This is a genomic window from Leifsonia psychrotolerans, assembly GCF_013410665.1.
GTDB classification, from domain to species: Bacteria; Actinomycetota; Actinomycetes; order Actinomycetales; family Microbacteriaceae; genus Cryobacterium; species Cryobacterium psychrotolerans_A.
This window is the reverse complement of sequence record NZ_JACCFM010000001.1, coordinates 929,049-951,484: the sequence shown is the minus strand read 5'-3', so window position 1 is coordinate 951,484 and position 22,436 is coordinate 929,049. Positions and strand designations below refer to the sequence as shown.

At 64.9% G+C, this 22,436-nt stretch carries 17 protein-coding genes; 7 read left to right on the top strand and 10 right to left on the bottom strand.

Annotation, left to right across the window (positions count from 1 at the left end; translation table 11 throughout):
* Position 1: 1 nt before the first annotated feature.
* Positions 2–1,741: an amidohydrolase gene (locus HNR05_RS04305; protein ID WP_343062457.1), complete on the bottom strand. Its 1,740-nt coding sequence runs from the start codon at positions 1,739–1,741 to the stop codon at positions 2–4.
* A 134-nt stretch (positions 1,742–1,875) separates the two neighbouring features.
* On the opposite strand from HNR05_RS04305, the gene HNR05_RS04300 reads away from it, so the two are divergent.
* The gene (locus tag HNR05_RS04300) at positions 1,876–2,493 is read left to right on the top strand and encodes a TetR/AcrR family transcriptional regulator C-terminal domain-containing protein (RefSeq protein ID WP_179577897.1); all 618 of its coding nucleotides are present in this window, start codon (positions 1,876–1,878) and stop codon (positions 2,491–2,493) included.
* Here HNR05_RS04300 and HNR05_RS04295 read toward each other — a convergent pair.
* The 5 genes from HNR05_RS04295 to HNR05_RS04275 form a co-directional block, all read right to left on the bottom strand.
* The gene (locus HNR05_RS04295; protein ID WP_179577896.1) at positions 2,490–2,954 is read right to left on the bottom strand and encodes a nucleoside deaminase; all 465 of its coding nucleotides are present in this window, start codon (positions 2,952–2,954) and stop codon (positions 2,490–2,492) included. The two genes, HNR05_RS04300 and HNR05_RS04295, sit on opposite strands and share 4 nt — an antisense overlap.
* A 75-nt stretch (positions 2,955–3,029) precedes the next feature.
* Positions 3,030–3,929, bottom strand: coding sequence for an ABC transporter permease (locus tag HNR05_RS04290; RefSeq protein WP_179577895.1), 900 nt, complete (start codon positions 3,927–3,929; stop codon positions 3,030–3,032).
* A complete protein-coding gene (locus tag HNR05_RS04285; protein ID WP_179577894.1) occupies positions 3,929–4,990 on the bottom strand; it encodes an ABC transporter permease subunit in 1,062 nt (353 codons plus the stop codon). The genes HNR05_RS04290 and HNR05_RS04285 overlap by 1 nt, the downstream gene beginning before the upstream one ends.
* Positions 4,987–6,624, bottom strand: a complete 1,638-nt coding sequence (locus HNR05_RS04280; RefSeq protein ID WP_218868808.1) for an ATP-binding cassette domain-containing protein — start codon at positions 6,622–6,624, stop codon at positions 4,987–4,989. The genes HNR05_RS04285 and HNR05_RS04280 overlap by 4 nt, the downstream gene beginning before the upstream one ends.
* Positions 6,624–7,718, bottom strand: coding sequence for a BMP family protein (locus tag HNR05_RS04275; RefSeq protein ID WP_179577893.1), 1,095 nt, complete (start codon positions 7,716–7,718; stop codon positions 6,624–6,626). Before HNR05_RS04275 ends, HNR05_RS04280 begins: the two co-directional genes overlap by 1 nt.
* A gap of 144 nt (positions 7,719–7,862) precedes the next feature.
* On the opposite strand from HNR05_RS04275, the gene HNR05_RS04270 reads away from it, so the two are divergent.
* Both HNR05_RS04270 and HNR05_RS04265 read left to right on the top strand, forming a co-directional pair.
* On the top strand, positions 7,863–9,485 hold the full coding sequence (locus HNR05_RS04270) for a PucR family transcriptional regulator (RefSeq protein WP_179577892.1): 1,623 nt from the start codon (positions 7,863–7,865) through the stop codon (positions 9,483–9,485).
* A 48-nt stretch (positions 9,486–9,533) separates the two neighbouring features.
* Positions 9,534–11,453, top strand: coding sequence for a plasmid pRiA4b ORF-3 family protein (locus tag HNR05_RS04265; RefSeq protein WP_179577891.1), 1,920 nt, complete (start codon positions 9,534–9,536; stop codon positions 11,451–11,453).
* A gap of 286 nt (positions 11,454–11,739) precedes the next feature.
* Here the strand turns inward: HNR05_RS04265 and HNR05_RS04260 are convergent, their stop codons facing one another.
* Positions 11,740–12,921 carry a glycosyltransferase gene (locus HNR05_RS04260; protein ID WP_179577890.1) on the bottom strand — a complete coding sequence of 394 codons (1,182 nt, stop codon included), beginning with the start codon at positions 12,919–12,921 and terminating at the stop codon, positions 11,740–11,742.
* A gap of 1 nt (position 12,922) precedes the next feature.
* Positions 12,923–13,534: a TetR/AcrR family transcriptional regulator gene (locus HNR05_RS04255; RefSeq protein ID WP_179577889.1), complete on the bottom strand. Its 612-nt coding sequence runs from the start codon at positions 13,532–13,534 to the stop codon at positions 12,923–12,925.
* A 93-nt stretch (positions 13,535–13,627) separates the two neighbouring features.
* Between HNR05_RS04255 and HNR05_RS04250 the strand changes: the two genes are divergently transcribed.
* Together HNR05_RS04250 and HNR05_RS04245 are read left to right on the top strand one after the other, a co-directional pair.
* On the top strand, positions 13,628–15,088 hold the full coding sequence (locus HNR05_RS04250; RefSeq protein WP_179577888.1) for a plasmid pRiA4b ORF-3 family protein: 1,461 nt from the start codon (positions 13,628–13,630) through the stop codon (positions 15,086–15,088).
* Between the two features lie 121 nt (positions 15,089–15,209).
* The gene (locus HNR05_RS04245) at positions 15,210–15,590 is read left to right on the top strand and encodes a DUF7715 family protein (protein ID WP_179577887.1); all 381 of its coding nucleotides are present in this window, start codon (positions 15,210–15,212) and stop codon (positions 15,588–15,590) included.
* Here HNR05_RS04245 and HNR05_RS04240 read toward each other — a convergent pair.
* Complete coding sequence (locus tag HNR05_RS04240; protein WP_179577886.1) at positions 15,587–16,327, bottom strand: hypothetical protein; 741 nt, start codon at positions 16,325–16,327, stop codon at positions 15,587–15,589. The two genes, HNR05_RS04245 and HNR05_RS04240, sit on opposite strands and share 4 nt — an antisense overlap.
* A gap of 194 nt (positions 16,328–16,521) precedes the next feature.
* Here HNR05_RS04240 and HNR05_RS04235 point away from each other — a divergent pair, with 194 nt between their 5' ends.
* Both HNR05_RS04235 and HNR05_RS04230 read left to right on the top strand, forming a co-directional pair.
* Positions 16,522–17,577: a zinc-dependent alcohol dehydrogenase family protein gene (locus HNR05_RS04235; protein WP_179577885.1), complete on the top strand. Its 1,056-nt coding sequence runs from the start codon at positions 16,522–16,524 to the stop codon at positions 17,575–17,577.
* Between the two features lie 79 nt (positions 17,578–17,656).
* The gene (locus HNR05_RS04230) at positions 17,657–19,891 is read left to right on the top strand and encodes an MMPL family transporter (protein ID WP_179577884.1); all 2,235 of its coding nucleotides are present in this window, start codon (positions 17,657–17,659) and stop codon (positions 19,889–19,891) included.
* A 61-nt stretch (positions 19,892–19,952) separates the two neighbouring features.
* Here HNR05_RS04230 and HNR05_RS04225 read toward each other — a convergent pair whose 3' ends face one another.
* On the bottom strand, positions 19,953–22,310 hold the full coding sequence (locus HNR05_RS04225; protein WP_179577883.1) for an ABC transporter permease: 2,358 nt from the start codon (positions 22,308–22,310) through the stop codon (positions 19,953–19,955).
* Between the last annotated feature and the right edge of the window lie 126 nt (positions 22,311–22,436).

The window sequence follows — 22,436 nt, the reverse complement described above, 5'->3', positions numbered from 1 at the left end:
CTCAGCTCGCGCGATACGTCGGTGTACCGGCGAGATAGGTGGAACGGATGCTCGCAGCCGACAATTCGGATGCGGCGCTGGTGCGCGGGTCGCTCTCAAGCCAGACCAGGTCGGCACTCGCGCCCACCTCAATGCGGCCCCACGCGGCAGCCGAAGAGATTCCGGGCCCATCCGACGACGCAGCGAAATCTGCGGAACCCGTCGCGCTCTCCGGGCGAACGCGGTCGGCGAACGCCTGGTAGGCGACTCCGCTCGAGTACGCGGCGAGGGCGGCTTCACGGCTCAGCCTCTCCTGCGGGACCCAACCGCCAGCGGGCTCACCGGCGTCGTTGGTGCGCTGCACGGCGACAGCAATGCCCGCCAAAGGATCGGCCGACGAGACGGGCCAATCAGAGCCGAACGCCAGCGGGGCGCCGAGACCGCTGAGTGTCTTCATGGCGTACTGGCGCACGCTGCGCTCCGGGCCAAGGCGCGGCAGGGTGAGCTTGGTCATCAGGTCGTCGAGTTGCGCCCAGAGGGGCTGCATGGTGGCGATGACACCGAGCTTCGCGAACCGTTCGAGGTCGTCGACGGCGGCCAATTGCACGTGGGCGATCACGGCACGGCGATCAGACGAACCGTTGACGCTATCGGCGCGTTCGATGGCGTCGAGAGCACAGCGCACGGCGGCATCGCCGATGGCGTGGATATGGGTTTGGAAGCCAGCCGCATCGACGGCTATGACCGCTTCGGCCAGCTGTTCCGGCGTCCAGACCAGCATTCCGTGGTCATGCAAGCCCGTGCAATAGGGCTCCAACAGGGCGCCGGTTTCGTTCTCGACGACGCCGTCGGCGAAGAATTTGACGCTGTGCGCCGTGAGCAGCGGGTGGCCGAGTTCTTCGACCCGACGTCGGGCCGCGACCATCGCCGGGAGCGTGTTCGGAAAGTGCCGAGGATCGGCGAGCAGCGCAAGGTTGATGCGAGTGGACAGAGCACCGGATGCGGCGGCGGCGAGGTAGGTGTCGACATCCGCCGGCTCAACCCAGGCGTCTTGCACCCAGGTGACGCCGAGGCTGGCGAAGTGGGCCGTGGCACGACGGAGCGCGTCGACGCGGTCCTCGAGACTGTGCTCAGGGCTGACGGCCGTGACGAGGTCGACCGCGCCCCATTCGCGCAGAGTGCCGAGCGGACTGCCATCGGATCTGCGCGGGATCTCACCGAGCACGGGCTCGGCTGTCGACGCGTCGATGCCAGCGAGTTCGAGGGCTTTCGAATTCACCCATATCGTGTGGTAATCCCAGGCGCGCAGCATGACCGGTCGGTCTGTCACCGCTTCGTCGAGCCACCGCGCGTCGAAGAGGCCGTTCTCGGCGAGGCTGCCGTCGTAGGAGGCTCCCACGATCCACTCCTCGTCGGGGTTCGCTTCGGCATAGCGGCGCACTTCGGCGACGATCTCGGCGATGCTCGAGCAGCCGCGCACGGCGGGGCCGCAGTCTTCGAGACCGCCGAGAAGCGGATGCGCGTGGCCGTCTCCGAACGACGGCATCAGGAATCCACCGTCGAGGTCGACGACCTCCAGCGGTGCGGCGCTGTTCCCGGTCGAGGCGGCCCAGGCAGCAGACGCATTCGCGACGTCTTCTGCTGCGGCGCCGACGGCGGCAATACGACCGTCCACCACGAGCAGCGCAGTTTCGTCGGGAGCGTCCGCACCCATCCAGACGGTTCCGTTGGTAAAGAGCCTCTGTCGGCCGGATGCGCTCACGTGGTGCCCTCCATTGGGTTGTGCTTGATCTGAAAACGAGAAATCATACGAACGAACGTCGTTCGTCTGAATGCGTATTCGGTAGAGTACGTTCTCTAGCTCCAAATGCAAAGCGGAAATCGGGAAGGCCGGCCATGAACCTCACGAGTAGACAGATCGCGCAGGCGGCACTCGACCTGATCGACACGTTCGGCAGCGAAGCGCTCACGATGAAGCAACTCGCCACACAGCTGAACCGCCGGCCGTCGTCCCTCTACAACCACATCGCCGGTAAAGACGACCTCATCGAGCGCATGCGTGCTCTCATCGTCGAGGACATCGATACGTCGAGCTTCGCGACCGAGCCGTGGGACGACGCCCTGGTTGCCTGGGCGCGCTCGTATCTTGCAGCCTTCGCGGCGCGGCCCAACACCATCCGTTTGCTGGCGACGACGCCAATCACGGATCTGTCGACGCTGCGCATGTACGACGTCGTCATCTCAGCGCTCATCGAGAGCGGTTGGGCGGATGGCGAAGCCGTTGCGGTGATGCGCACCGTGGAGGCACTTGTGCTCGGCTCGGCGCTGGACATCATCGCGCCGGATTCATTCCTCTCAGCGGATGTCGTCCCACCCGATCTCGCGACGTTGCACCGCGCGCTCGACCCGGCTCATGCCCAGACGTCCAGCGCCGAGGCAGCCTTCGAACTCGGTCTTCGCGCTCTCTTCGACGGGCTGCGCGCCAACCGGGCTGCGCACGCCGAGATTAGCTAGGCCGCCGCCCCCTCCTCGCCGATGTCCTCGTTCCAGAGCACCGGTTCCTCCCGAATGAAGTCACTCATCAGTTGCACACAGTCCGCGTCGTCGAGAACCACGACGTCAACCCCGCGCGAACGCAGGTAATCCTCGCCGCCGGAGAACGTCGTGTTCTCCCCAATGATGACCCGTGGAATCTTGTAGAGCAGAATGGCGCCCGTGCACATGTCACACGGCGACAGCGTCGTGACCATCGTGGCGCGCGCATACACGCTGGCCGGCAGCCGCCCGGCGTTCTCGAGGCAGTCCGTTTCACCGTGCCGAATCGCGCTGGCCTGTTGCACCCGCCGATTGCGCCCCACGGCGAGCACCGCGCCATCAACGATCAACGCCGCCCCAATCGGAATGCCTCCCTCGGCACGGCCAGTACGCGCTTCGGCCACGGCGAAGGCCAATTGTTCAGAATCTGTCAGAACCATCTTTTGTCTCCAATCGGAATGATGGGCGGGAAAATCACGAGGAAAGGCACGGGCTCGCCCTGCAGCCGGCTGCGGTCAGGCACGGCGGTAGGGCTTCAGATAGGCGCCCGGATAGCGAACACCACGACCCCAGATCACCAGTGCGCCGATGACGACAAGATAAGGGAAGGCGATTAGTAGCTCGTTCGGGATACCGCTGAACAGCGGGGTGATCGCGAGTTGCAGTTGCAACGCATCGGCGAACCCGAACAACAGCGCACCGGCGACAACCGGCCAGACGCGCCAGCGCCCGAAGATCACCAGGGCGATGCATATCCAGCCGCGCCCGCTCACGATATCCAAGGTGAAGCTACCGAGCAGCGACACGGTCAGAAAGGCACCGCCAATGGCCATGAGTCCGCCACCGGCCATGAGCGCCGCATAACGCGTGCGGGCAACCGGGATACCCGCGGCATCCGCGGCCTCGGGGTTCTCCCCCACGGCGCGCAGCCGCATACCGAAGCCGCTGGAGCGCAACACCCACCACAGCACGGGAGCAAGCACCAGAAATGCCAGGTAGGTCATCGGGTACTGGGCGAAGAAGGGGATCCCGCTAAAAAGGCGGGAGAACTTGGCGGTGACCTCCTGCGAACCGGTCGCGAAGAGCAGACGGTTGGTGAAATCGCTGGCGGCGATCAAGAGCAGTGTCACCCCGATGCCGGCGACGTGTTGGTTCACTCCCAACGTCACGGTGAGGAGCGCCATCAGCGCACCGGCCATAACTCCGGCCACAACAGCCGCCCCCAAGCCAAGCCATGCGGAACCCGAGGTGGCCGCGATGAGAAAGCCCACGAACGCCCCCGCATACATGGTGCCCTCAATGCCGAGGTTCATGATGCCGGCACGTTCGTTCAGAATGGCCCCGAGAGCCGCCCAGACGAGCGGCGTCGCGATGGTCAGCGAGGCTGCCAGCACGGCGATCAGAGGAAAGTCCATCAGGGGGCCCTCCGTTTCACTCGAACCACTCGGTAGTGGCGCGCCGACAGCGCCGCCACGACCGTGAGGAGCAGGGTCGAACTGACGATCGCGCCCATCTGAGTGGGCACGTGCAACACAATTGACGCGTTCTGGGCGCCTACCGCGATGTCGCCGAGCAGAATCGCCACGAGCAACACACCGCCGGCCGAGAGCGCCCCGAGCGTCGCCACGACGATACCCGTGTAGCCGTAGCCGTTCGAGATCGTCGCCGTGAGCTGATGCTGCACGCCGAGCACCTGACTGGCTCCCCCCAGGCCCGCGATCGCACCGGAGACGAGTGCAGCACGCCATTTCAGAGAGTCGACCGGGATGCCCGAGAATCGGGCGGCTCCCGGGGCCTGCCCGGCGGCGCGCAGGCGCAAACCGAGCGGGGTGAAAGCCATGATCACGCCGGTTACGATCACCAGCACGATGGCGATGATAAGCCCCCAATGCACGCGTGAACCATCGAGTAGACGTGGCAGCTCATAGCCGGCCCCAAACCGGTCGGAGTCCGGAAAGCCGGTTGTCGAGTTGCGCCACGGCCCATTCAGCAACCCCTGCACGAGCAAGAGGGCGACCGGGTTCAGCAGCAGAGTGGTGACCACCTCATCGATGCCGACGTTTCGTTTCAACCAGGCCGGCAACCAGGCCCAGACCGCACCGCCGAGCGCCCCCGCGCCGAGTGCCAGCGGAAGCGCCAGCACCGACGGGGCATCCCGCAGGTAGAGCGCCGGGATCGTCGCCGCAATCGTGCCAGCCAAAAATTGGCCTTCTGCACCGATGTTGAAATAGCCGACCCGAAAGGCTATCGCGACGGCCAAACCGGTGAAAATCAGCGGCGTTGCGGCCAGCAGCACCTCGCCGATTCCGGCGAGGCTGGTCAGTGGGGTGATCAGATAGCGTTCGAAGGCGGCCACGGGGTTTGCGCCGGCCAGCCGGATCGGGCCCGCGGTGAGCACGAGGGTGAGAATGACGGCGACCAGGATCGCCACCAGCGTGAGCCAGCGGGACTCGCTCGCGCGCCTCAGAATCTTCACGACGCCTGCCCCATCATCAGAACACCCAGCTGTTCGCGCGACGCATCGGCGGCGGGCATCTCACCGATGATCCGGCCCGAGAACAGAACCACAATGCGGTCGCAGAGGCCCAGCAGTTCGTCAAGATCTTCCGAGATGAGCAGCACTCCGGCACCGTCGTCGCGCAGCGCGCGCAACTGGGAGTAGACATACTCACACGCCCCGATATCGAGGCCGCGTGTGGGCTGGGCGGCGACCAGGGCTCGCGGGTTGCGGGCGATCGCTCGTGCCAACAGCACCTTCTGCATGTTGCCGCCCGAGAGCGAACGGATCGGATCTGACGCGTTGGCCCGAATGTCGAACCGGCGCATCAGCTCGGCCACATGCGCCCGCATTCGACGGCGGCCAAGAAACGGGCCCACCCGAAACTGGTCGAGGTCTTCGAGGACCAGGTTCTGCTCAACCGTGAGGTTCGGCATCACGCTCCCCCGGCGGTCTTCAGTGAGTCGCCCGAGCCCCGCGCGGAGCCGTTCGGTGACTCCGGCGGTGGTGACATCGATCGGGCCGACATGCACCGTTCCGCTGCTGGCTTCGATCATTCCGCCGAGCACCGAAACCAGCTCAGTTTGGCCGTTGCCCGAGACGCCGGCGACACCCACGATTTCACCAGCCGCGACGGTGATCGAGACGTTGTCGAGTAACGGTTTGGCCGACCCCGCGAGAGTCAATTCGCGAATGGCGAGAGCGGGCCCGAGACCCGACGGCACGACTACGGGGGCAGGATGCTCGGAGGTCCGTTCGGAGGCCCACCCAGCGGTGTCTGCTTCTTCGTCGGGCCTCAGCCCGACCACCGTGGCGAGGGCGTCGACGTCGTCTTCGGAGGTCGCGGCGACGGCATCCGCACCGACCATCATTGCTGCGATCTGCCGCGGAGCCAGGCCTGCCGCCGGCACACTGGCGACGATACGACCGCGCCGCAGAATGCTCACGCGGTCGGCGATAGCCACCACCTCATGAAGTTTGTGCGAAATGAAGATGACGCCCATTCCCGCAGCAGTGAGCCGTCGAATTGACGCGAACAACACCTCGACGTCCTGCGGCACGAGAACCGCTGTTGGTTCGTCGAGGATCAGCAACCGGCAGTCGTGAAAGAGTGCCTTGACGATCTCGACTCGCTGACGTTCGCCGACCGAGAGCGTTTCGATCACGGCATCCGGGTCAATCGTGACGCCGATACGGGTGGCGGCTGCCAAGACTCGCGCCCGCGCTGCGCCGCGATTGATCGCGCCGAGGCCGACCCCCGCGAGCATCAGATTTTCGGTGACGGTCATGGTGTCGACCAGCGAGAATTCCTGCGTCACCATGCCGATTCCGGCGGCCATCGCGTCGGCCGGCGAGGAGATGCGCACTCTCTGCCCGTTGATGCGAATCTCGCCACGATCGGGCTGGCTCAAGCCGTAGAGGATGCGGGTCAGTGTGCTCTTACCGGCGCCGTTCTCGCCGAGAAGCGCGTGCACCTCGCCTGTCTGCACGGCCAAATCGATGGCATCGTTGGCCACGAGCGCCCCGAAGGTCTTGGTGATCCCGACCAACTCGGCCAGGGCCTCACGGGGTGCGGCATCCTGTGCCGTTACCCCGACGACACCGATAGTCACTACTGACCGACGGTGGTGGAACCGGCCGGAGCTTCTTCATTCACCGGGGTGGTGAACGTGCCGGCGACCATCTCAGCTTGGCGCTTCTCCACGTGGCTGATCAGATCGGCCGGGATCGGGAACGTCGTTGTCGTGCTGATCGGGGCGATGTCGCTGCCGCCGTTGGCCAGAAAGGAATATTTGCCGAGGTTGCTGGCCATGAAGGTTCCGGCCGCGACGTCGTTCACGACGGAATCGATGGTGGGTCGCAGATTCCAGAGCAACGACGTGACCACGAAATCCGGTGCCTGAGACTGCTGATCGACCATCATGCCGAACACCGGAAGCTTGTGCTCGGCGGCGGCGGCGATCACGCCATCGCGTTCGGCAAAGAGCACATCTGCGCCACCGGACACGGCTGCTTCGGCCGCTTGTTTGGCAGTCGCCGGGTCGAAGAAGGAGTTGATGAATGACACCGTGACCGTTGCTGTCGGGTTGGTCTGTTGCACACCCTCAATGAATCCGTTCACGATGCGGTTCACCTCGGGAATCGGCATCGCTCCGATGACACCGATCGTTCCGGTCGTTGTCAGCCCACCGGCGAGCATTCCTGCCAGATAGGCAGGATCCTGGAGCCAGTTGTCGAAGACGCTGAAGTTCGGAGCCTGCTCAGCACCACCGGAACCGAATGCGAAGGCGGTCTCGGGAAAGTCTTTGGCCACGGCACGTACGGCGTCTTCGGCGGCGAAAGCGTCGCCGATGATGATGTCAGGATGCTGGCTGCCGATGATGTCGCGCAGCGCCCGCTCCATCTCATCGGCCGTGCTCAGGTTATCGACGTGCTGGTAGGTGATGGTGCCCTCGTCGGCCGCGCTCGTCAACGCAGCGTGGATCGCGCCGTCCCAGGGTTCTTCGAGTGGGGTGGCAAAGGCGCCGAACACGAACGGAACGGAGCTCGTGCTCGTCCCCGCTGCGCCGCTGCTGGCCGGCTCGTTGCCGGTGGCACCGCCGCATCCGCTCAGCACCAGCGCCGTGATCGTGGCGCCGACGGTGACCGCCAGCATTCTTCCGAAACGTCGATTCGGGGTGCCGGGGAAACGTGCGCGACGGGTCATGGCGACTCTCTCTCACTCGATGTGGCTGTGGCTGTGGCTGTGGCTGTGGCGTGACTCGACCCTACGGGGGTCTCTGCGCTGCACCATAGAGTCAATGCGTCATTTCTTCCCCAATGATCCGTGACACTCTGTACGGTCGGAGTCATGGCCCTCTCTGTCGCGGATCTACTCGCCCTCCCCGTTGTGGCACGCGCTCGACCCGAAGTGGTCAGCGGTTCGCGTCTGACCGAGCGCCCGGTGCGGTGGGTGCACACGAGCGAGATCTATGACATCGCCCCGTTGTTAAAGGGGGGCGAGGTGTTACTCACCACCGGGCTCGGCTTGGTGGCCGTGGCACCGGAAGCCCGCCGTCGATACATCGCGACGCTCGCGCGGGCCGGAGTGGCCGCGCTCGTGCTGGAACTTGGTCGCACGTTCTCGACAGTGCCCGACGACATCGTGGCCGAGGCCCGACGGGTTGACTTGCCGCTTGTTCTCCTGCACGGAGTTGTGCCGTTCGTGGATGTGTCCGAAGCCGCGCACACACTGATTCTCGGCGATGAGCTCACTGCGCTCCGGGCTACCGACAGCATGCGCGACGAACTGCTGCAGGCGTTCGGAAGCAGCCGGGGGCTGATCGAGTTCGTTGGAGCCGTCGGGGCGATTGCCCGCTGTCCGGCAGCCGTCTATACGACCGGCGGTGAACTGATCGCCGGTAGTGCACCCGATGAGGAGACGCCGGGCGAGCGGGTCGCCGGGGCCAGCGTAAGCCCGGCCGAGCCGAGCGCCGTTCGGCACACCGTCGAAACGCGCATCACGGTTTCGGGCGAGGACTGGGGCCGTCTCGTGTTGCAGGCGGCGGAAACACCCCGGCTGCGTGTGGTGATGGCAGCGGCCGCGCCGCTGATCGCCATCGAAGTCCAACGCTACGGAGCGTCACCCGCCCACCGAAGTGTGGCCGGCGCGGAACTTCTCCGCGACATGGTGACCGGCCGCTATCTCTCGACGGCCGAGCTCACTTCCCGGGCCGGCGGCGTCGGAATGACCCTGCGCCCCGACCAACGTGCCATCGCACTGTGCGTGCCGAATCGGCCGCATCCGTCTCGTGCCCCGGGGGCGGCTGCGAGCGTGTCGGTTTCCTCCCCCACGACCAGCATTCTGATTGCCGCGCGTGCGGCAGCCACTCGAGTATTCGGGGTGGCGCTGGTGGCCGACTACGAAGGCGACATTCTGATTGGCGCGGCCGTGCGGCCACGCGAGGTGCGCACCGTGCTTGATCAATTCGCCGACGAACTGCGCCGTGAACTGCGGTCGACGACCGGTGGCGGCGTTCTTGTCGGTGCCAGTCCGCTGGTCGAGAGCGTATCCGCGCTCGTGAGTGCGTGTGCGCAGGCGCGCGAGACGGCACGGATGGCCCTGCGACTGACGCCATCGGCGACTGTGGTGCTGGCCGCCGATTTTGCGTTGTACCAGCTCCTGATGTCGTTGGTGGACGATGAAACACTCGAGCAGTTCGTCACCGATCAACTGGGCGAGCTTTTGGAACACGACGCGCGCACCGGCGCCGCACTGGTGCTCACCCTGGACAGCTATCTGGCCGCGGGAATGTCGAAGACGCGGGCGGCCGAGACGCTCGGCATCCGCCGTCAGACGCTCTACAGCCGGTTGGCGCGAATCAGTGCGTTGCTGGGCGGCCTCGATCTGGAGAACCGCGAGCGGCGCACTGCTCTTGACCTCGCATTGGTGAGCTGGCGGCTGCGGCTTGCGGCACCGGGCAGCAGTCACTGAGCTTTCATGTGCGGTCGGAGGCATCACATGCGGCGAGAGGCTTCAAGGATGACAGCGCCGCACCCACCGGCAGGAACCGGGCCAGGAGGAGAAGATCCACTGCAGGCTGAGCGCCGCGACAAGGTCGGACAGCGTGAACTCGGGAAAGTCTCGCACTCAGAGCGGATTGCAGTGCCCCAGTATCGTGGAATCAACTCGCGGCATCCGAGTCAGTTTCCGGCCTGGTACGAGCTGCACACGCTCGACATCGCCCATCTCAACGCCCTCGCGATTCGCCGTGATTTCAGCGACCTCGGTGCAGGCGGCCCCGCACCCGTTCCCCTTACGGCCGACGAGCTCGCACGTCTTGATGACACCGACGACAACCACCGGCTGGCCGAGCACCAGGCGACCGACGAGATCACCGATTTCTTGAAAGTACTCTTCGGGATCAGCCACACGCTCGACCACGGGCTAACGCTCGCCAACCCCACCGCGCATACCCTCACGAGCCTTCTCGACTCGGCCGAATCAGTATTCAAGCTCGGCCCCCTCCTCGAAACGCTCTTCGACACGTTGCTGCACTACCTCGAGTTCCTCGATGAGACCGGCCAGTGGCGTGCCTCCGACGCTGAGATCGACGCCAGTTTCGAAGTCATCGCTCAAGCCGAGGCCTTTCCCGGCGGACTGATGCCAACGCTGCTCGCGTCACTCGATGACGTCCCCGAGTTGCGTGAGAGCGAGCTGTGGCCGGCTCTCGAGGCCCTCACGATCGTCACCGGCCTCGACCGTCTGCTCGACTGGATTGGCGAAGGGCGTCCGCTCACCAGCGACGGCGATCTCCAGCCGGGCGATATCGCAACTGTCGCCGCTCTGATCGGCCTTGACCCGGCCGACTCCCACGAAGCGGGTTCACTCAGCGCTGTACCCGCACTTGCCATCTGGTGGCGAACTCTCGTAGACCTGCAGATGATCGACACGACGGATGCCACGCTCCGACCGGGCATGCAGGTCGCACATTGGCGCGCGACCGGCACCCAAGGACGTGTCGAGGCGCAGATGGATCTCCTCGCGGTGTACCTCGAACAGTGGTTTGCCGAAGAAATCATGAGCGAGAACCAGAATGCGCTGCTCACGATCATGCATCTCATTGCACAGCTCACCGTCGCAGTTCGCCCGGCGCTGTTTTTGGGCCTCGGCAACGCGGCAGTTTCAGCGCTCCTCGATCAGACGATCGGAGATCTCGGCCCACGCGAGGGCGGGAATGACCGCACTCAGGCGGTGCTCGAGCACCTTCAGATCGCGGGCATTCTCGAGGCCACCCCGGCCGACGACGGCACCGTGCGTTACCTGGTGCCGGCCGGCCTGCGCGCCCTCATCGCTGATTCCTTGCAGGTCCTCGCCGCACCCCTCCTGTCTGAAATGGAGCCGGAGGACGAGGAGCCAAGCGAGGTGCCAACCAATGAGCATCCGCTCGGCACGCTTTTACAGCTGCGCATCGACCTCGTCGACTCACGACCACGCGTCTGGCGAGGCCTGCAGGTCAACGCGCATGCGACGTTCGCCGAGTTGCACGAGATCATTCAGAGCGCGTTCGGTTGGCAGAACGCGCACTCGCATGTGTTCGAATGCGAGGAGTGGAGTGACGGCGGCGAAGGCTCACTCACGTTCGGGCTCGCCCACGAACTCGCCGAGCAGTTCGGCATCACTGATGAGACCTCGGCCTCAATCGGATCGGTGCTCGCGCAGCCCGACGACGAGCTTCTCTACGTTTACACGCCCGACGACGATTGGGAACTCACCGTGCGTCATGAGCAGATGTCCGAGACTGACACCGACGCGACGCCCCGCTGCGTAGACGGCGGCGGGACGGCTCCGGTGGACGTCGTCACGCGCAGTGCTGGCGGCGCTCTCTCTGCGAAGCAGACACGATTCAGTCTCAAGGAAACGAATGCCCGGCTTGCCTCGCTGAAAGAGGTGAAACGCTGAGTGGTTCACAAGCACAGGTGGTTCACAAGCACAGGTGGTTCACAAGCACAGGTGGTTCACAAGCACAGGTGGTTCACAAGCACACGTGGTTCATAAAGGCTGATCGAGAGGTTTTTTAGCATGTGACTCTGTGAAGTGGAATTGCATGCCAGCTGCAGCTTGAAAACCGGTGAGGACGAGACCGGAATGGTCGTCGACTGGGTGTGAACGGAATACGAAATCGTCCGCGGCGAAGCGCTGGCGCGTGTTGACGAGTTCCACATGGGGCGTGAAAATCGCTGTCACATCACCCGGAGACACCTCGAACTGCCCCGCCTCTGCGGGCCGGACACGGGCGTTCCGCCGCGATCAGGCCGGCGGCCACTTCCGCCCCGTTCTGCGAACGTACGAGCGCCCCGAGGCGAACGGCAGCCTGCCGGTACGGGTTCGAGCTCGGGTCCGCCAGCATCCGTTCGACCGCGGCACGAACCTCCCCCACCGTCGCCTTCTTGCCCAGCGCCAGCCCGGCGTTCCGTTCGGCGATCACCTGCCCGATCACCGGCTGGTCGAAGCTCAGATTCATCGGAATGATCAGCAGCGGCAGATCGTGCGCCAGTGCCAGCATGGCCGTGGCATGCCCGCCGTGGCTGATCACGAGCGACGCCTGCCTCATCAGCTGCTCGTGCGGCACAGAGCGGCGCATCTCCGCATTGGCCGGAGCGCGCAGCTCGGCGGGGTCGATCGCCGGGCCGGTGGTGACGACAGCACGCACGGGCAGTCCGCCCAGCGCATCTATGATGCGTTGCAGCGCCTCGCGCTGCCCGGCAATCGCGGTCGTGCTCAGGCTCACGAGCACCAGCGGGGCAGAGGCCGATTTCCGGCCGATCGACGCTGCCGCCGGGTTCTCACGCAGGTTTCGCGGCACCACCGGGCCGGTGAAGTCGACCCCGGTGTAGTCCACCCCAGCATGCGAGCCGACGTCCAACTCCTCGAGGGTCGCGGCCAGGATGCGATCGGCCGAGGCATATAGTGGGCCCGGATTGATCCGCTTGACGCGCGCGATCACCGACAGCGGTCCCGTGGTGAGCGTGGGGAACATGACGCCGTAGAGCGTGTGCACGAGCACCGAGTAGGGGATGCCGGCGCGAGCCGCACCCGCCATCGCTCCGACGAGCAGGCCGTCGATCACCACCCGGTCGGTGGCCGTGCGCTGCACCGATTCGACGAGGTCCTCCCCCATGCCTGTGTCGGTGAAGACTGCCGCGTAGGCGAACGGCGCCGTCATCGCCGACCGTGCGGCGAGCACAGACCAGGGTTTCGCGTGTCGGTACGCCTCGAATTCGAAGCCGGCGACGTCGATTGCCGCCTTCTGGCTCGGATGCCCAAGAAACCGCACGGCATTACCCCGCCTTTTCAGCTCAGCGGCGATCCCGAGAGCCGGCGGCACATTTCCGCCCCCATCCCAGGTGACGAACAGCACGGTGAACATTTCACGTCATCTCCTCATTCTGCTTTCCGCATTCATTCACGATCGCGTGCACGAGCAGGCGCATCCGCAGTTCGGTGTCAACCCGGCTCAGGGCACGGTCGCGCCGCAGCAGCTTCCAGGCGTAGACGTCGGTCGCCACGACAAGCAGGTCGGCTGCGGCCAAGGCGGCGGACGGCGGCAGACGCTCGAGCTGCGGCTGAAAAGTCGTTTGCACCCAGTCACGATGTACCCGCCGACCCAGGTCGACCACGTCGTGCACGCGGGCGTCGGAATTCTCTTGGCCGAGCATCCGCATCACCCAGTCGCCGCGCTCCTCATAGTGATCGACCACCACCACGATCGCCGCGGCGACATCACCGACCGGAGCGGTGCGCTCCTGCTCGATTTCGGTACGGGCGACCTCGGTGGCCGCGTCGAGCAGCCCGTCACGACTGCCGAAGTGGCGCAGGATCGTCTTCGTCGAGACTCCCGCGCGCTCGGCCACGTCGGCGAGCACGATCTCGAGGGTGAGCTTCTCGGTGCTGAGCGCAATCGTTGCACTGAGGATGCGCTGGCGCGTCTCGTCCAGTGCTGCCGCGCGCGTGGTCATTGCATAGGGTCGGGTAGTTTTCATGTCACTATCAGTGGACTCCAATAGCGGAATCGAGTCAAGGGGCATCGCCGCCACCCGCATCGTCAATTCCACGCAACCTGCCAGACTTGACGCATGGCCGCTTCCACACCACACGACCTGACCGAGCGCATCCGTTATCGTCTGCGCGTGAGCTTGCTCGAGAGCGAACCCGAGATTTGGCGGCTCGTCGATGTGGACGGCTCGCTCGCCCTCGATGAGTTGCACACTGTGCTGCAGCTCGCGATGGGCTGGCAGAACTCGCACCTGCACGAGTTCACCGAACTCAACCCGCATGACGGACGGCACGGGCTGCCCACGATCGGCCGCGAGCCGCTGCACTGGAGCATGGAAAGCGACGACGACGACCCCGGACTGCCCGAGGCCGAGTGGACCGTCGCAGGCGTGTACGCGGATCTCACCGGGCCGCTCTATTACTCGTATGATTTTGGCGACGGCTGGACCCACCGGGTCGAGCTGATCGAGACCGGGCAGTATGGCGCGGACGAGCCGGGCGCCGCATCCGCGCCGCGCGCTGTACTCGTGCGCGGCGAACGGCGCGGGCCGCTCGAAGACTCCGGCGGACCGCACGGCTACGCCGAGGTGCTCGAGGCGCTCAACGATCCGGAGCATGAACGATACGACGATCTGCGCGAGTGGGTCGACGTCATACTCGGCTCCTGGCGCAACCTCGACCCGAACGCGCTGGACGTCGATGCGGTCAACCAGTCACTTCGTCTCGAACTCGGTTCGCTCGCAGATGCCGCGGTGTCAGACGCGTGGGCGGCAACCGAAGCCGCCCACCCCGACCGCCCCACCACCATCTTCGACGTCACTCTCGGCCGCGTGCCCATCGCCCTCAGAAAATCACTTTTGCGCCGCGCGCAACGTGGCACCGCCCTGGACGCGGCCGTTATCGCCCCCGCCGACGCGGCACGCATGGTGGAGCCGTTCGTCTGGCTGATGCGTCGCGCTGGCACTGATGGCATTGCACTCAGCAAGGCTGGCTGGATGCCTCCGGTCGTGGTGAGCGATGCGATGCGCGAGCTCGGCTGGAAAAACCGGTGGCACGGCAAATTCAACCGGGAAGAGTTGACGATGCCCGTGGCCAACCTGCGCGCCAGCGCCGTGCAATTCAAGCTTCTGCGTAAGTACAAGGGCAGGCTGCTGCTGACGGTCGCGGCGAAGCGGTTGCTGGGCGACCCGGTCGCCCTCTGGCACTACCTGGCACAGGCCCTGGTGCAGAACCAGCGTTCTGAGGCGGAGCGCGACGCGGTCGTGCTGTTTGCACTGGAGGTGGCATCCGCTCGTTATGAGAGCTTCGGTGATTATGCGGAACCCATCGGGAAGAGCATGAGGGCGCTGGGCTGGGCCATCGATGGCCAGCCCATGGGCGAATATGACGTGATCGGCCTGATCCGTGACAGCTATCACACGTTTCACGATCTGGGCGTGCTGTCGCGGGGTCGATTGGGCAGCTCGACCGTGACCGACGCCGGGCGGGCGTTTGTGCGCGCGATGCTACAAATTCCTGCAGTTCATGTGGAGGTGCCTTAGTCAACCTGTGGCACATGTCGTCGGACCTGACGACTCGGCACGGTTCGGTCGTGGGATGTCATGTCGGTGGCAGGTCGTACCGTTACTGCTGTGCCAGTCCTATCTGATTCAGGAGGACCAAATGAAAGTACTTGTGGCAACCACCACGACCCAGGGCGACCGCGATGATGACTTCTCACACACGGTTGATGGTGAACTCGTCTTTGATGCCGGCCAATGCGACCGAGTAGCCCAAGACGACAGCTGGGATTGCGAGTGTTCACTCTCATTTGCGGGTGTGGCGTCCGGCGAGTTGACGACAACCGCGGTCGTCGTCGACCTGCCGATGGACATCAAGCAGTTCATGCGTGCATTCCGCGATGGGTTGGCCCGCACCAACATCTGCCGCGAGTGTGCTGCCGTGTATGCCCATCGAGCACGAATATGTGCACTGCAATGGCCCATCGGTACCATCATCGAGCGGGATCGCGACGTGATTCAGGAACGCCTGCCCGTCGGTTAGGCGCATGAGTAGGGCCTGTCGGCTGGAGCCGCGATCGAGGCCCGCCGCCGTCCACGCAGATGCGTCGTAGTCGCACTGTCGGATTCGTTCGCTTCGTCCGCTGATGCATCTCCGGACTGCCCATTGCGCGGCCCGCGCAGCAGACGCACCCCGACCATGAGCCACCACAACGAGAAGACCAGCCAGGCTCCGCCCGCGAGAAAGACTCCGAAACCCAAAACGAGCAGCTGGAGAATCTCGAGCGGTGGCAGCAGCAGCCCCAGAACGCTAATGGGCACCCCAATGGTCAGGCAGGCACCAATCAACCAGCCGAACGTGCTGAGAAACGGGGAGAATGCGCCCAAGCGCCCCAGTCGACGGTTCAGCCAGATCAACCAGATTCCTTCAAGAACGAGCACCGTGAGTGTCGCCGCCACTGACACCTCGACGGCGACGAGGTGCAGCACAAGCAGCAGCGCGAACGCGGCTTCAACGATCAAGAGGATCGCGAGAGCGGGGGCGAGAACGCGTGCGCTTGGCCCCGGCCGAGCCATGCGGCTGAGGTACAGAACAAGCACGGCCGACAGCACACTCGCTCCGGCTGTCAGCACCTCGTAGCCGGCGCCATATCCGTAGGGTCCGTTGAACGGTAGCTCGACGGCGAACATGAGCAGGAGAAGCACGCTCGCGATCACACCCAAGAGCGCGACGGCGAACGCCACCCATGCCGCCTGCGCATCCCGCATGAACTTCGACATCTGTGCTCCCGACGTGGCTCGATCCCGCCGACAGACGACGAGGCACTTCCCATTCATCACAGAGAGTACGCCGATCACCGCCGCTCGTCCCGGGTGCGGATCAGACACCCCTTGTAATGCCTCGGCCCAGCGGTACTCTCCCGAGTACCACCCCCTCATCACAAGCCATCACACGATGGCCGTCAGGAGTCGTCATGAAAGCGCTCGTCTTCAAAGGTCCCGGACAGAAAGCATGGGAAGAGGTGCCGAACCCCACGATTCAGCACCCGACCGACGTCATCGTGAAGATCGACACCACCACAATCTGCGGCACCGACCTGCACATCCTGAAGGGCGACGTCGCCGCGGTCACGCCGGGACGCATCCTCGGCCACGAAGGCGTCGGCACCATCACCGAGATCGGGGCCGCGGTCACAACCCTCGCTGTCGGTGACCAGGTCATCCTGTCCTGCGTCTCTGCCTGCGGCAAGTGCGACTATTGCAAACAGGGTGTCTTCGCACACTGCCTCGGTGACGAGGGAGCCTCCGGCATCGGCTGGATCTTCGGCCACCTCATCGACGGCACCCAGGCCGAGTATGTGCGCGTGCCGTACGCCGAGACCTCTGTCTACCATTTGCCCGCCGGGGTCACCCCGCAGCAGGGAACGCTGCTCTCCGACATCCTGCCGACCGGCCATGAAATCGGCGTGCGTTATGGTGCCGTCAAAGCCGGCGACGTGGTCGCCGTCGTCGGCACTGGCCCGGTCGGGCTGGCCGCCATCGCCACAGCTGGTCTCTACGGCCCCTCCCACATCATCGCCATCGACCTCGATGCCAACCGCACCGAAGCCGCTCGGGCGTTCGGGGCGACGGATGCAGTCGTCTCCAGCGACGCCGACTGGAAAGAACAGGTCCTCGCCCTCACCGACGGCCTCGGGGTCGATGTCGCCATCGAGGCGGTCGGGATTCCGGCCACGTTCCAGATGTGTATCGACCTCGTACGCCCCGGCGGCCACGTCGCCAACGTCGGCGTGCACGGGAAGGGCGTCGAGCTGGCCCTCGATGCACTCTGGATCACAAACATCACCCTCACCATGGGCCTCGTCAACACCAACACCACCAGCACGCTCCTCAAAATGGTGGCACAGGGCAAGATCCCCGTGGCGCCATTCGTCAGTCACACATTCGCCATCAACGACATCGTCGAGGCCTACGATGTGTTCGGCCGAGCTGCCGAGACGAAGGCACTCAAGGTGATGCTCATCGCGTGAATCTCTCGGGGAAAAGTTGGTACGGCAAGAGTAGTGTGGCCGAATCACCGACGTTCACCAACCGGGAAAGAAGCGCGGCATGTTGCGCACCGTGGGCGTGGCGATGGCTCGCCACCGTCTCATCGTTCTCATCTGTTGGGTGGTCTTCCTCGCCGCCTGCGCTGCCACTGCGCTCGGTGGCGTCACGGGTGAGAGCCTGTTCGACCGGCTCTCCAGCGCAGGTCCCACCGTCGACGGCGAGGCCAGCCACGCGGCGCACCTGATCAACACCAGTCAGAACGCGAATACCGAGTCGCTCTCGCTGCTGCTTCACGGTGTCGACCCGAGCTCCCCCGGGCTGAACGCCGTTCTGAGCGAAGCCAGCCACGATCTCGCGGCAATTCCCGGTGTCACAGCCGTCGTCGATCCCCTCGCCGTTCCACCTCTGGCAGACGGGCAGCCGGCCCCCGTGGCCGCGCCGCTGCTCTCCCCCGACGGCACCGGCCTGTTGTTCACGGTGAGCATGGAAACCACCAACGGCACCCTCAGCGACAGCCTGCTCACCCAGGTCGAGAGCCGGCTGGACGTCGCGGCCGGAGACATCCGTCGTCAATCCCCCGACGCGATGGTCGAAGTCGGCGGCAACCCCCTCGTTGTGAAGTCACTCGTCGCCGTGGCCCAAAACGACTTGGAAAAGGGCGAACTGATCTCCCTTCCCATCGCCCTCCTGGTGATGCTCATCATCTTCGGCGGCTTTCTCGCCGCCGCCATGCCGCTCATCGGGGCCGGGGCCTCGATTCTTGGCGCACTCGGCTCGCTGTTCGCATTCACCTACCTGCTCGACATCAACATCACCGTGATGAACGTGATCACCGTGATCGGCCTCGGCCTCTCGATCGATTACGGCCTGCTGATCGTCAGCCGGTTTCGCGAGGAATTTCGCGCGCGGGTCACCGAGCTGAACCCGGTGATCAAACAGACCGCGTTCGAACGCCACGAACTGATGCTGCAATCGGTCGGCACGACGGTCAACACCGCTGGACGCACGGTCTTGTTCTCTGGGCTCACCTTCGCCCTCGCCACACTCGGCCTGCTCGTCTTCGAACCCGCCATCATCAAAGCAATCGCTATCGGCGCGGTTTCGGTCGTGGTGATCGCCATCCTCACCGCTCTTGTGCTGGTGCCGGCTCTACTCGGCTATTTCGGCGAACGGCTCCTGAAGCCGGGGCTGCTCACTCGCATTCCCGGGCTCGGCACTCTGCTCAGCCGGTTTGGCGATGTCGCGCCGGCCGAGGGCTTCTTTTCGAAACTCACCCGCGGGATTCAACACGCGCCGCTCCTCGTCGCACTGGGCAGCCTCGTCGTTCTGCTGCTGCTCGGTAGCCCGGTTCTGAGCCTCACCGTGTCGAACAGCGGCGATGAGGCTATTCCTGCGTCGTCGAGCCAGGCCGCCTTTCTCACCGCGCTGGGCGACAATTTTCCGTACGCCGTTGCGCCTCGCATCGAACTTGTCAGCCAGACCGACGAACCCGCTGCCGCGGCCTGGGCGGCCCAGGTCGGGGCGTTGCCGCATGTCACCGGGACCACGGCCCCGGTAGCGGCCAACGGCTATTGGGTGTCACAGGTCACCGCGCAGACGCACCAGGGCGCCTCTGTCGTGCGTGAGATCCGAGCCGATCGGCCCGACTTTCCGAACTGGGTCGGGGGCACGGATGCCGCATCCGTCGACTACATCGACTCGCTGGTGCAGGGAGCCCCCTGGGCAGCCATGGTGATCGCGCTCGCCACGTTCGTGTTGCTGTTCCTGATGACGGGCTCGGTCGTCATCCCTCTCACAGCCCTCCTGATCAGTGTGCTTTCACTCGGGGCTTCGATCGGCGTGCTCGTGTGGGGCTTCCAGGAGGGAAATCTCGCAGGGCCGCTCAACTTCGACCCAGCTGCGGTGTCGGGAGTCGACGCCCTGGTGCTCGTTCTGGTACTCGTCTTCGGCTTCGGACTCGCGATGGACTATGAGATGTTTCTGCTCGCACGCATCAAGGAGCATCACGACCGCGGTGAACCCACACGGCTGGCAATCGAAACCGGGCTGCAGAGCTCGGGCCGCATCATCACGTCCGCGGCCCTCATTATCGTGCTGGTCTTCGCGGGCTTCGCCACCGGCGAGCTGATGCAGATGAAGCAGATTGGCGTCGCCTTGGCCGTGGCGGTCCTGCTGGATGCCACACTCGTGCGATCCGTGCTCGTGCCAGCGGTCATGACATCGCTCGAGACGGTTCTCTGGTGGGCACCGCGCTGGATGAAGCGTGTGCAGCAAAGGGTGGGCCTACACGAATAGCCGCGGCCGGTGTGACGCCTGGGGGCGTCGCACCGGCCGCAGCCCTGCACACTCACTCGACTCAGTCGACGGAGACCCGTTCGGCCAGTTCGGTCTGCTCGGGGCCTTCGACTCGGGCCTCAGCGCCATCGCCCTCTTCGACCCGACCCTCGACGCCGTCGGAAGCCTCAACCCTGGAATCCGTCTTGGATTCCGTCTCGGACATGTCGCCGCTGCCGTTTCGCAGCCTCCGAGCCGATCGTGCGTTGTGAAACGCACTGATGATGAGGTTGGCGACCAGCCCGAAGATACCCCAGACCGAGAGGGTCAGCAGGAACGAGCCGAGCCCGGCGCCACCGAAGAACGCGATCGAACGTATCGCTCCCAATGCGGCCGGCAGCGGCAAGACGTCGTGAAGGGTCTGGAAAAGGCCCGGCTCCATGTAGGTCGACAATCCACCACCCGACGCAGGCACCCCGATGAACATGAACACCGTGACGATCGGAACAACCGACAGGATTCCCATGAGACGAGCCACAGCCGCCGTGACGAGTCCGAGGCAGAAGATCGTCAGCGCGCCGATTCCCAGAAGCGGCAGCACCGGCCCATGGTAGGCCCCGACCAGCGGGCCGGCGATGACCCAGGTGATCAGCGACATAAAGATCGACCAGACGGCAAGCGTCGGCAATTGCTTGCGCACGCGCAGCTGCCACGGCGCACCGCCCACGAGCACTGTCACACCCAGGAAGCCAGCCATCACCCAGCCCATCGCGATGTACATGCTGACCGCACCGTTGGTGTCGGTGGCTGGCAGCGGAGCAACATCGACAGGCGTGATTTCCACGCCCATCTGAGCAGCGACCTGTTCGGCGACGCGCTGAACCACCATCTGCTGCCCGGTTCCGGCGGCACCCGACGTAATCAGTGTCGCGGTTGGGTGTTCGGCATCCGGCAGAACGAAGGCGCCGACCAGCTCACCACTGAAAACCATCTCGCTCGCTGTGTCGACATTCGTCAGGGTGCTGATCGTGAACATACCGTCGGTGTTCTGCGCCAAGCCCTCGGCCAGTTGCTCGGCCTGCGCACTAGTGGCGGACACCACCGCGATCGGCATATTCGCGGGACTGGGGCTGTGCATTGCGGAGAGCATGATGCCGAGCATCAGAGCGACCATGGCAAACGGGAAGATCGCCAGAATGAGGTAGCGTACCGGCGTCGAGCGCGGCTTTCCACCAGGCATTGCGGGTTTGCGCTCGCTGCGGGGATTAACGGATGTCGGCGTCGGGTCGACCACAGGCGCGGCCGGAGCTGATTCAAGAACTGTCGCCGGAGCTGTGTCAGACACCGTCGCCGAAGCTGGTTCAAGAATTGTCGCCGAGGCGGCCAGCGCCTTCGCCTTCTTCTTACGGCGGCCGAGGTCGATGCCCGCCGTCACCAGCACCGCGAGCACCGCGGCAAACACGAATCGCCACAGATAGCCGGCGACTCCGGTGCCACCGAAATAGAGCACGGAGCGGAATGCCTCACCGGCTCCGGCCAACGGCAGAACCCCATGGAGGAAGCCAAAGAAGCCCGGCATGGTGTGCACAGACATCGCGAGGTTGGAGGCCGGCATTCCGAGCACGACAACCAGCAGCATCCCGACCAGCACGGCGGCGGCGCCGAGGATGCGCGAGAGGAACAGCTGCACGAGCCCGATACTGAAAACCGTCAACCAACCGATCCCGAGAATTGCTGCGGTGTGGCCGCTGAAGGAACCGATCACCGGGCCGGCGATGAACCAGACGATTGCGCTCATCAGTGCCGACCAGCCCGCCCAGACGGGCACGAACCGGCGCAACCGGAGGAGTTCAGGAGCGCCCGTGAGCATCAGTCCGATCGGCATGTAGCCGGCCAGCATGAGAGCCATGGCCATGAACATGGCGGCAATTCCGGCGCTATCGTTCACCGGCAAGGGCGCAACATCGGTGTTCTCGACGGTCAACCCGGCGTCAACCGCGAGCGGAGAAAGGATCTGCGTGACCACGGATGCCTGCGAAGCTCCAGCCGCCGACGCCGTGTAGATCGTTGCGACGCGGTCAGCCGAACCATCGGCCGGCAGGGCAATCGCCCCGGAGATCTCGCGGTCCTGCAGCAGCTTCTCGGCCTGGGCGACGGAATCGACGATCTGGATCGATGCGGGCGAGTTCTCCGCCTTCTCCAGCGAATAGACAGCGCCTTCAGCCGCCGAACCGCTGCCGATGACGGCAACCGGCATGTCGTGGGGAGAGGGAGCATGCATGGTGCCGAGGTAGGTACTCGTCATCATGATGACCATGAGGAATGCGAAAACGAGCGACCCGATCACCGCAGCGATCGACTTCTTGCGGTCGTTCGTGGATGCAATGGGGCCGGATTCCGGCGGGGTGTCGGTGACGACGGGTGGGGAGGTTAGTGACATCTTTCTTCCTCGCCGCTGAAGGGCGGCAGCTGAAATCGAGCGCGCCCGGATGGGATGCACGCGGGGACGGAGCCAGGGCTGCAGAACCTGCCCAGTGACAGCTGCAGGAACAGCTGCCCGTGCGGC

Coding starts and splice junctions, on each gene's coding strand:
- HNR05_RS04300 (WP_179577897.1), top strand. CDS start 1,876: ATGAACCTCACGAGTAGACAGATCGCGCAGGCGGCACTCGACCTGATC.
- HNR05_RS04265 (WP_179577891.1), top strand. CDS start 9,534: ATGACAGCGCCGCACCCACCGGCAGGAACCGGGCCAGGAGGAGAAGAT.
- HNR05_RS04260 (WP_179577890.1), bottom strand. CDS start 12,921: ATGTTCACCGTGCTGTTCGTCACCTGGGATGGGGGCGGAAATGTGCCG.
- HNR05_RS04245 (WP_179577887.1), top strand. CDS start 15,210: ATGAAAGTACTTGTGGCAACCACCACGACCCAGGGCGACCGCGATGAT.
- HNR05_RS04250 (WP_179577888.1), top strand. CDS start 13,628: ATGGCCGCTTCCACACCACACGACCTGACCGAGCGCATCCGTTATCGT.
- HNR05_RS04275 (WP_179577893.1), bottom strand. CDS start 7,718: ATGACCCGTCGCGCACGTTTCCCCGGCACCCCGAATCGACGTTTCGGA.
- HNR05_RS04295 (WP_179577896.1), bottom strand. CDS start 2,954: ATGGTTCTGACAGATTCTGAACAATTGGCCTTCGCCGTGGCCGAAGCG.
- HNR05_RS04255 (WP_179577889.1), bottom strand. CDS start 13,534: ATGAAAACTACCCGACCCTATGCAATGACCACGCGCGCGGCAGCACTG.
- HNR05_RS04235 (WP_179577885.1), top strand. CDS start 16,522: ATGAAAGCGCTCGTCTTCAAAGGTCCCGGACAGAAAGCATGGGAAGAG.
- HNR05_RS04290 (WP_179577895.1), bottom strand. CDS start 3,929: ATGGACTTTCCTCTGATCGCCGTGCTGGCAGCCTCGCTGACCATCGCG.
- HNR05_RS04230 (WP_179577884.1), top strand. CDS start 17,657: ATGTTGCGCACCGTGGGCGTGGCGATGGCTCGCCACCGTCTCATCGTT.
- HNR05_RS04270 (WP_179577892.1), top strand. CDS start 7,863: ATGGCCCTCTCTGTCGCGGATCTACTCGCCCTCCCCGTTGTGGCACGC.
- HNR05_RS04225 (WP_179577883.1), bottom strand. CDS start 22,310: ATGTCACTAACCTCCCCACCCGTCGTCACCGACACCCCGCCGGAATCC.
- HNR05_RS04240 (WP_179577886.1), bottom strand. CDS start 16,327: ATGTCGAAGTTCATGCGGGATGCGCAGGCGGCATGGGTGGCGTTCGCC.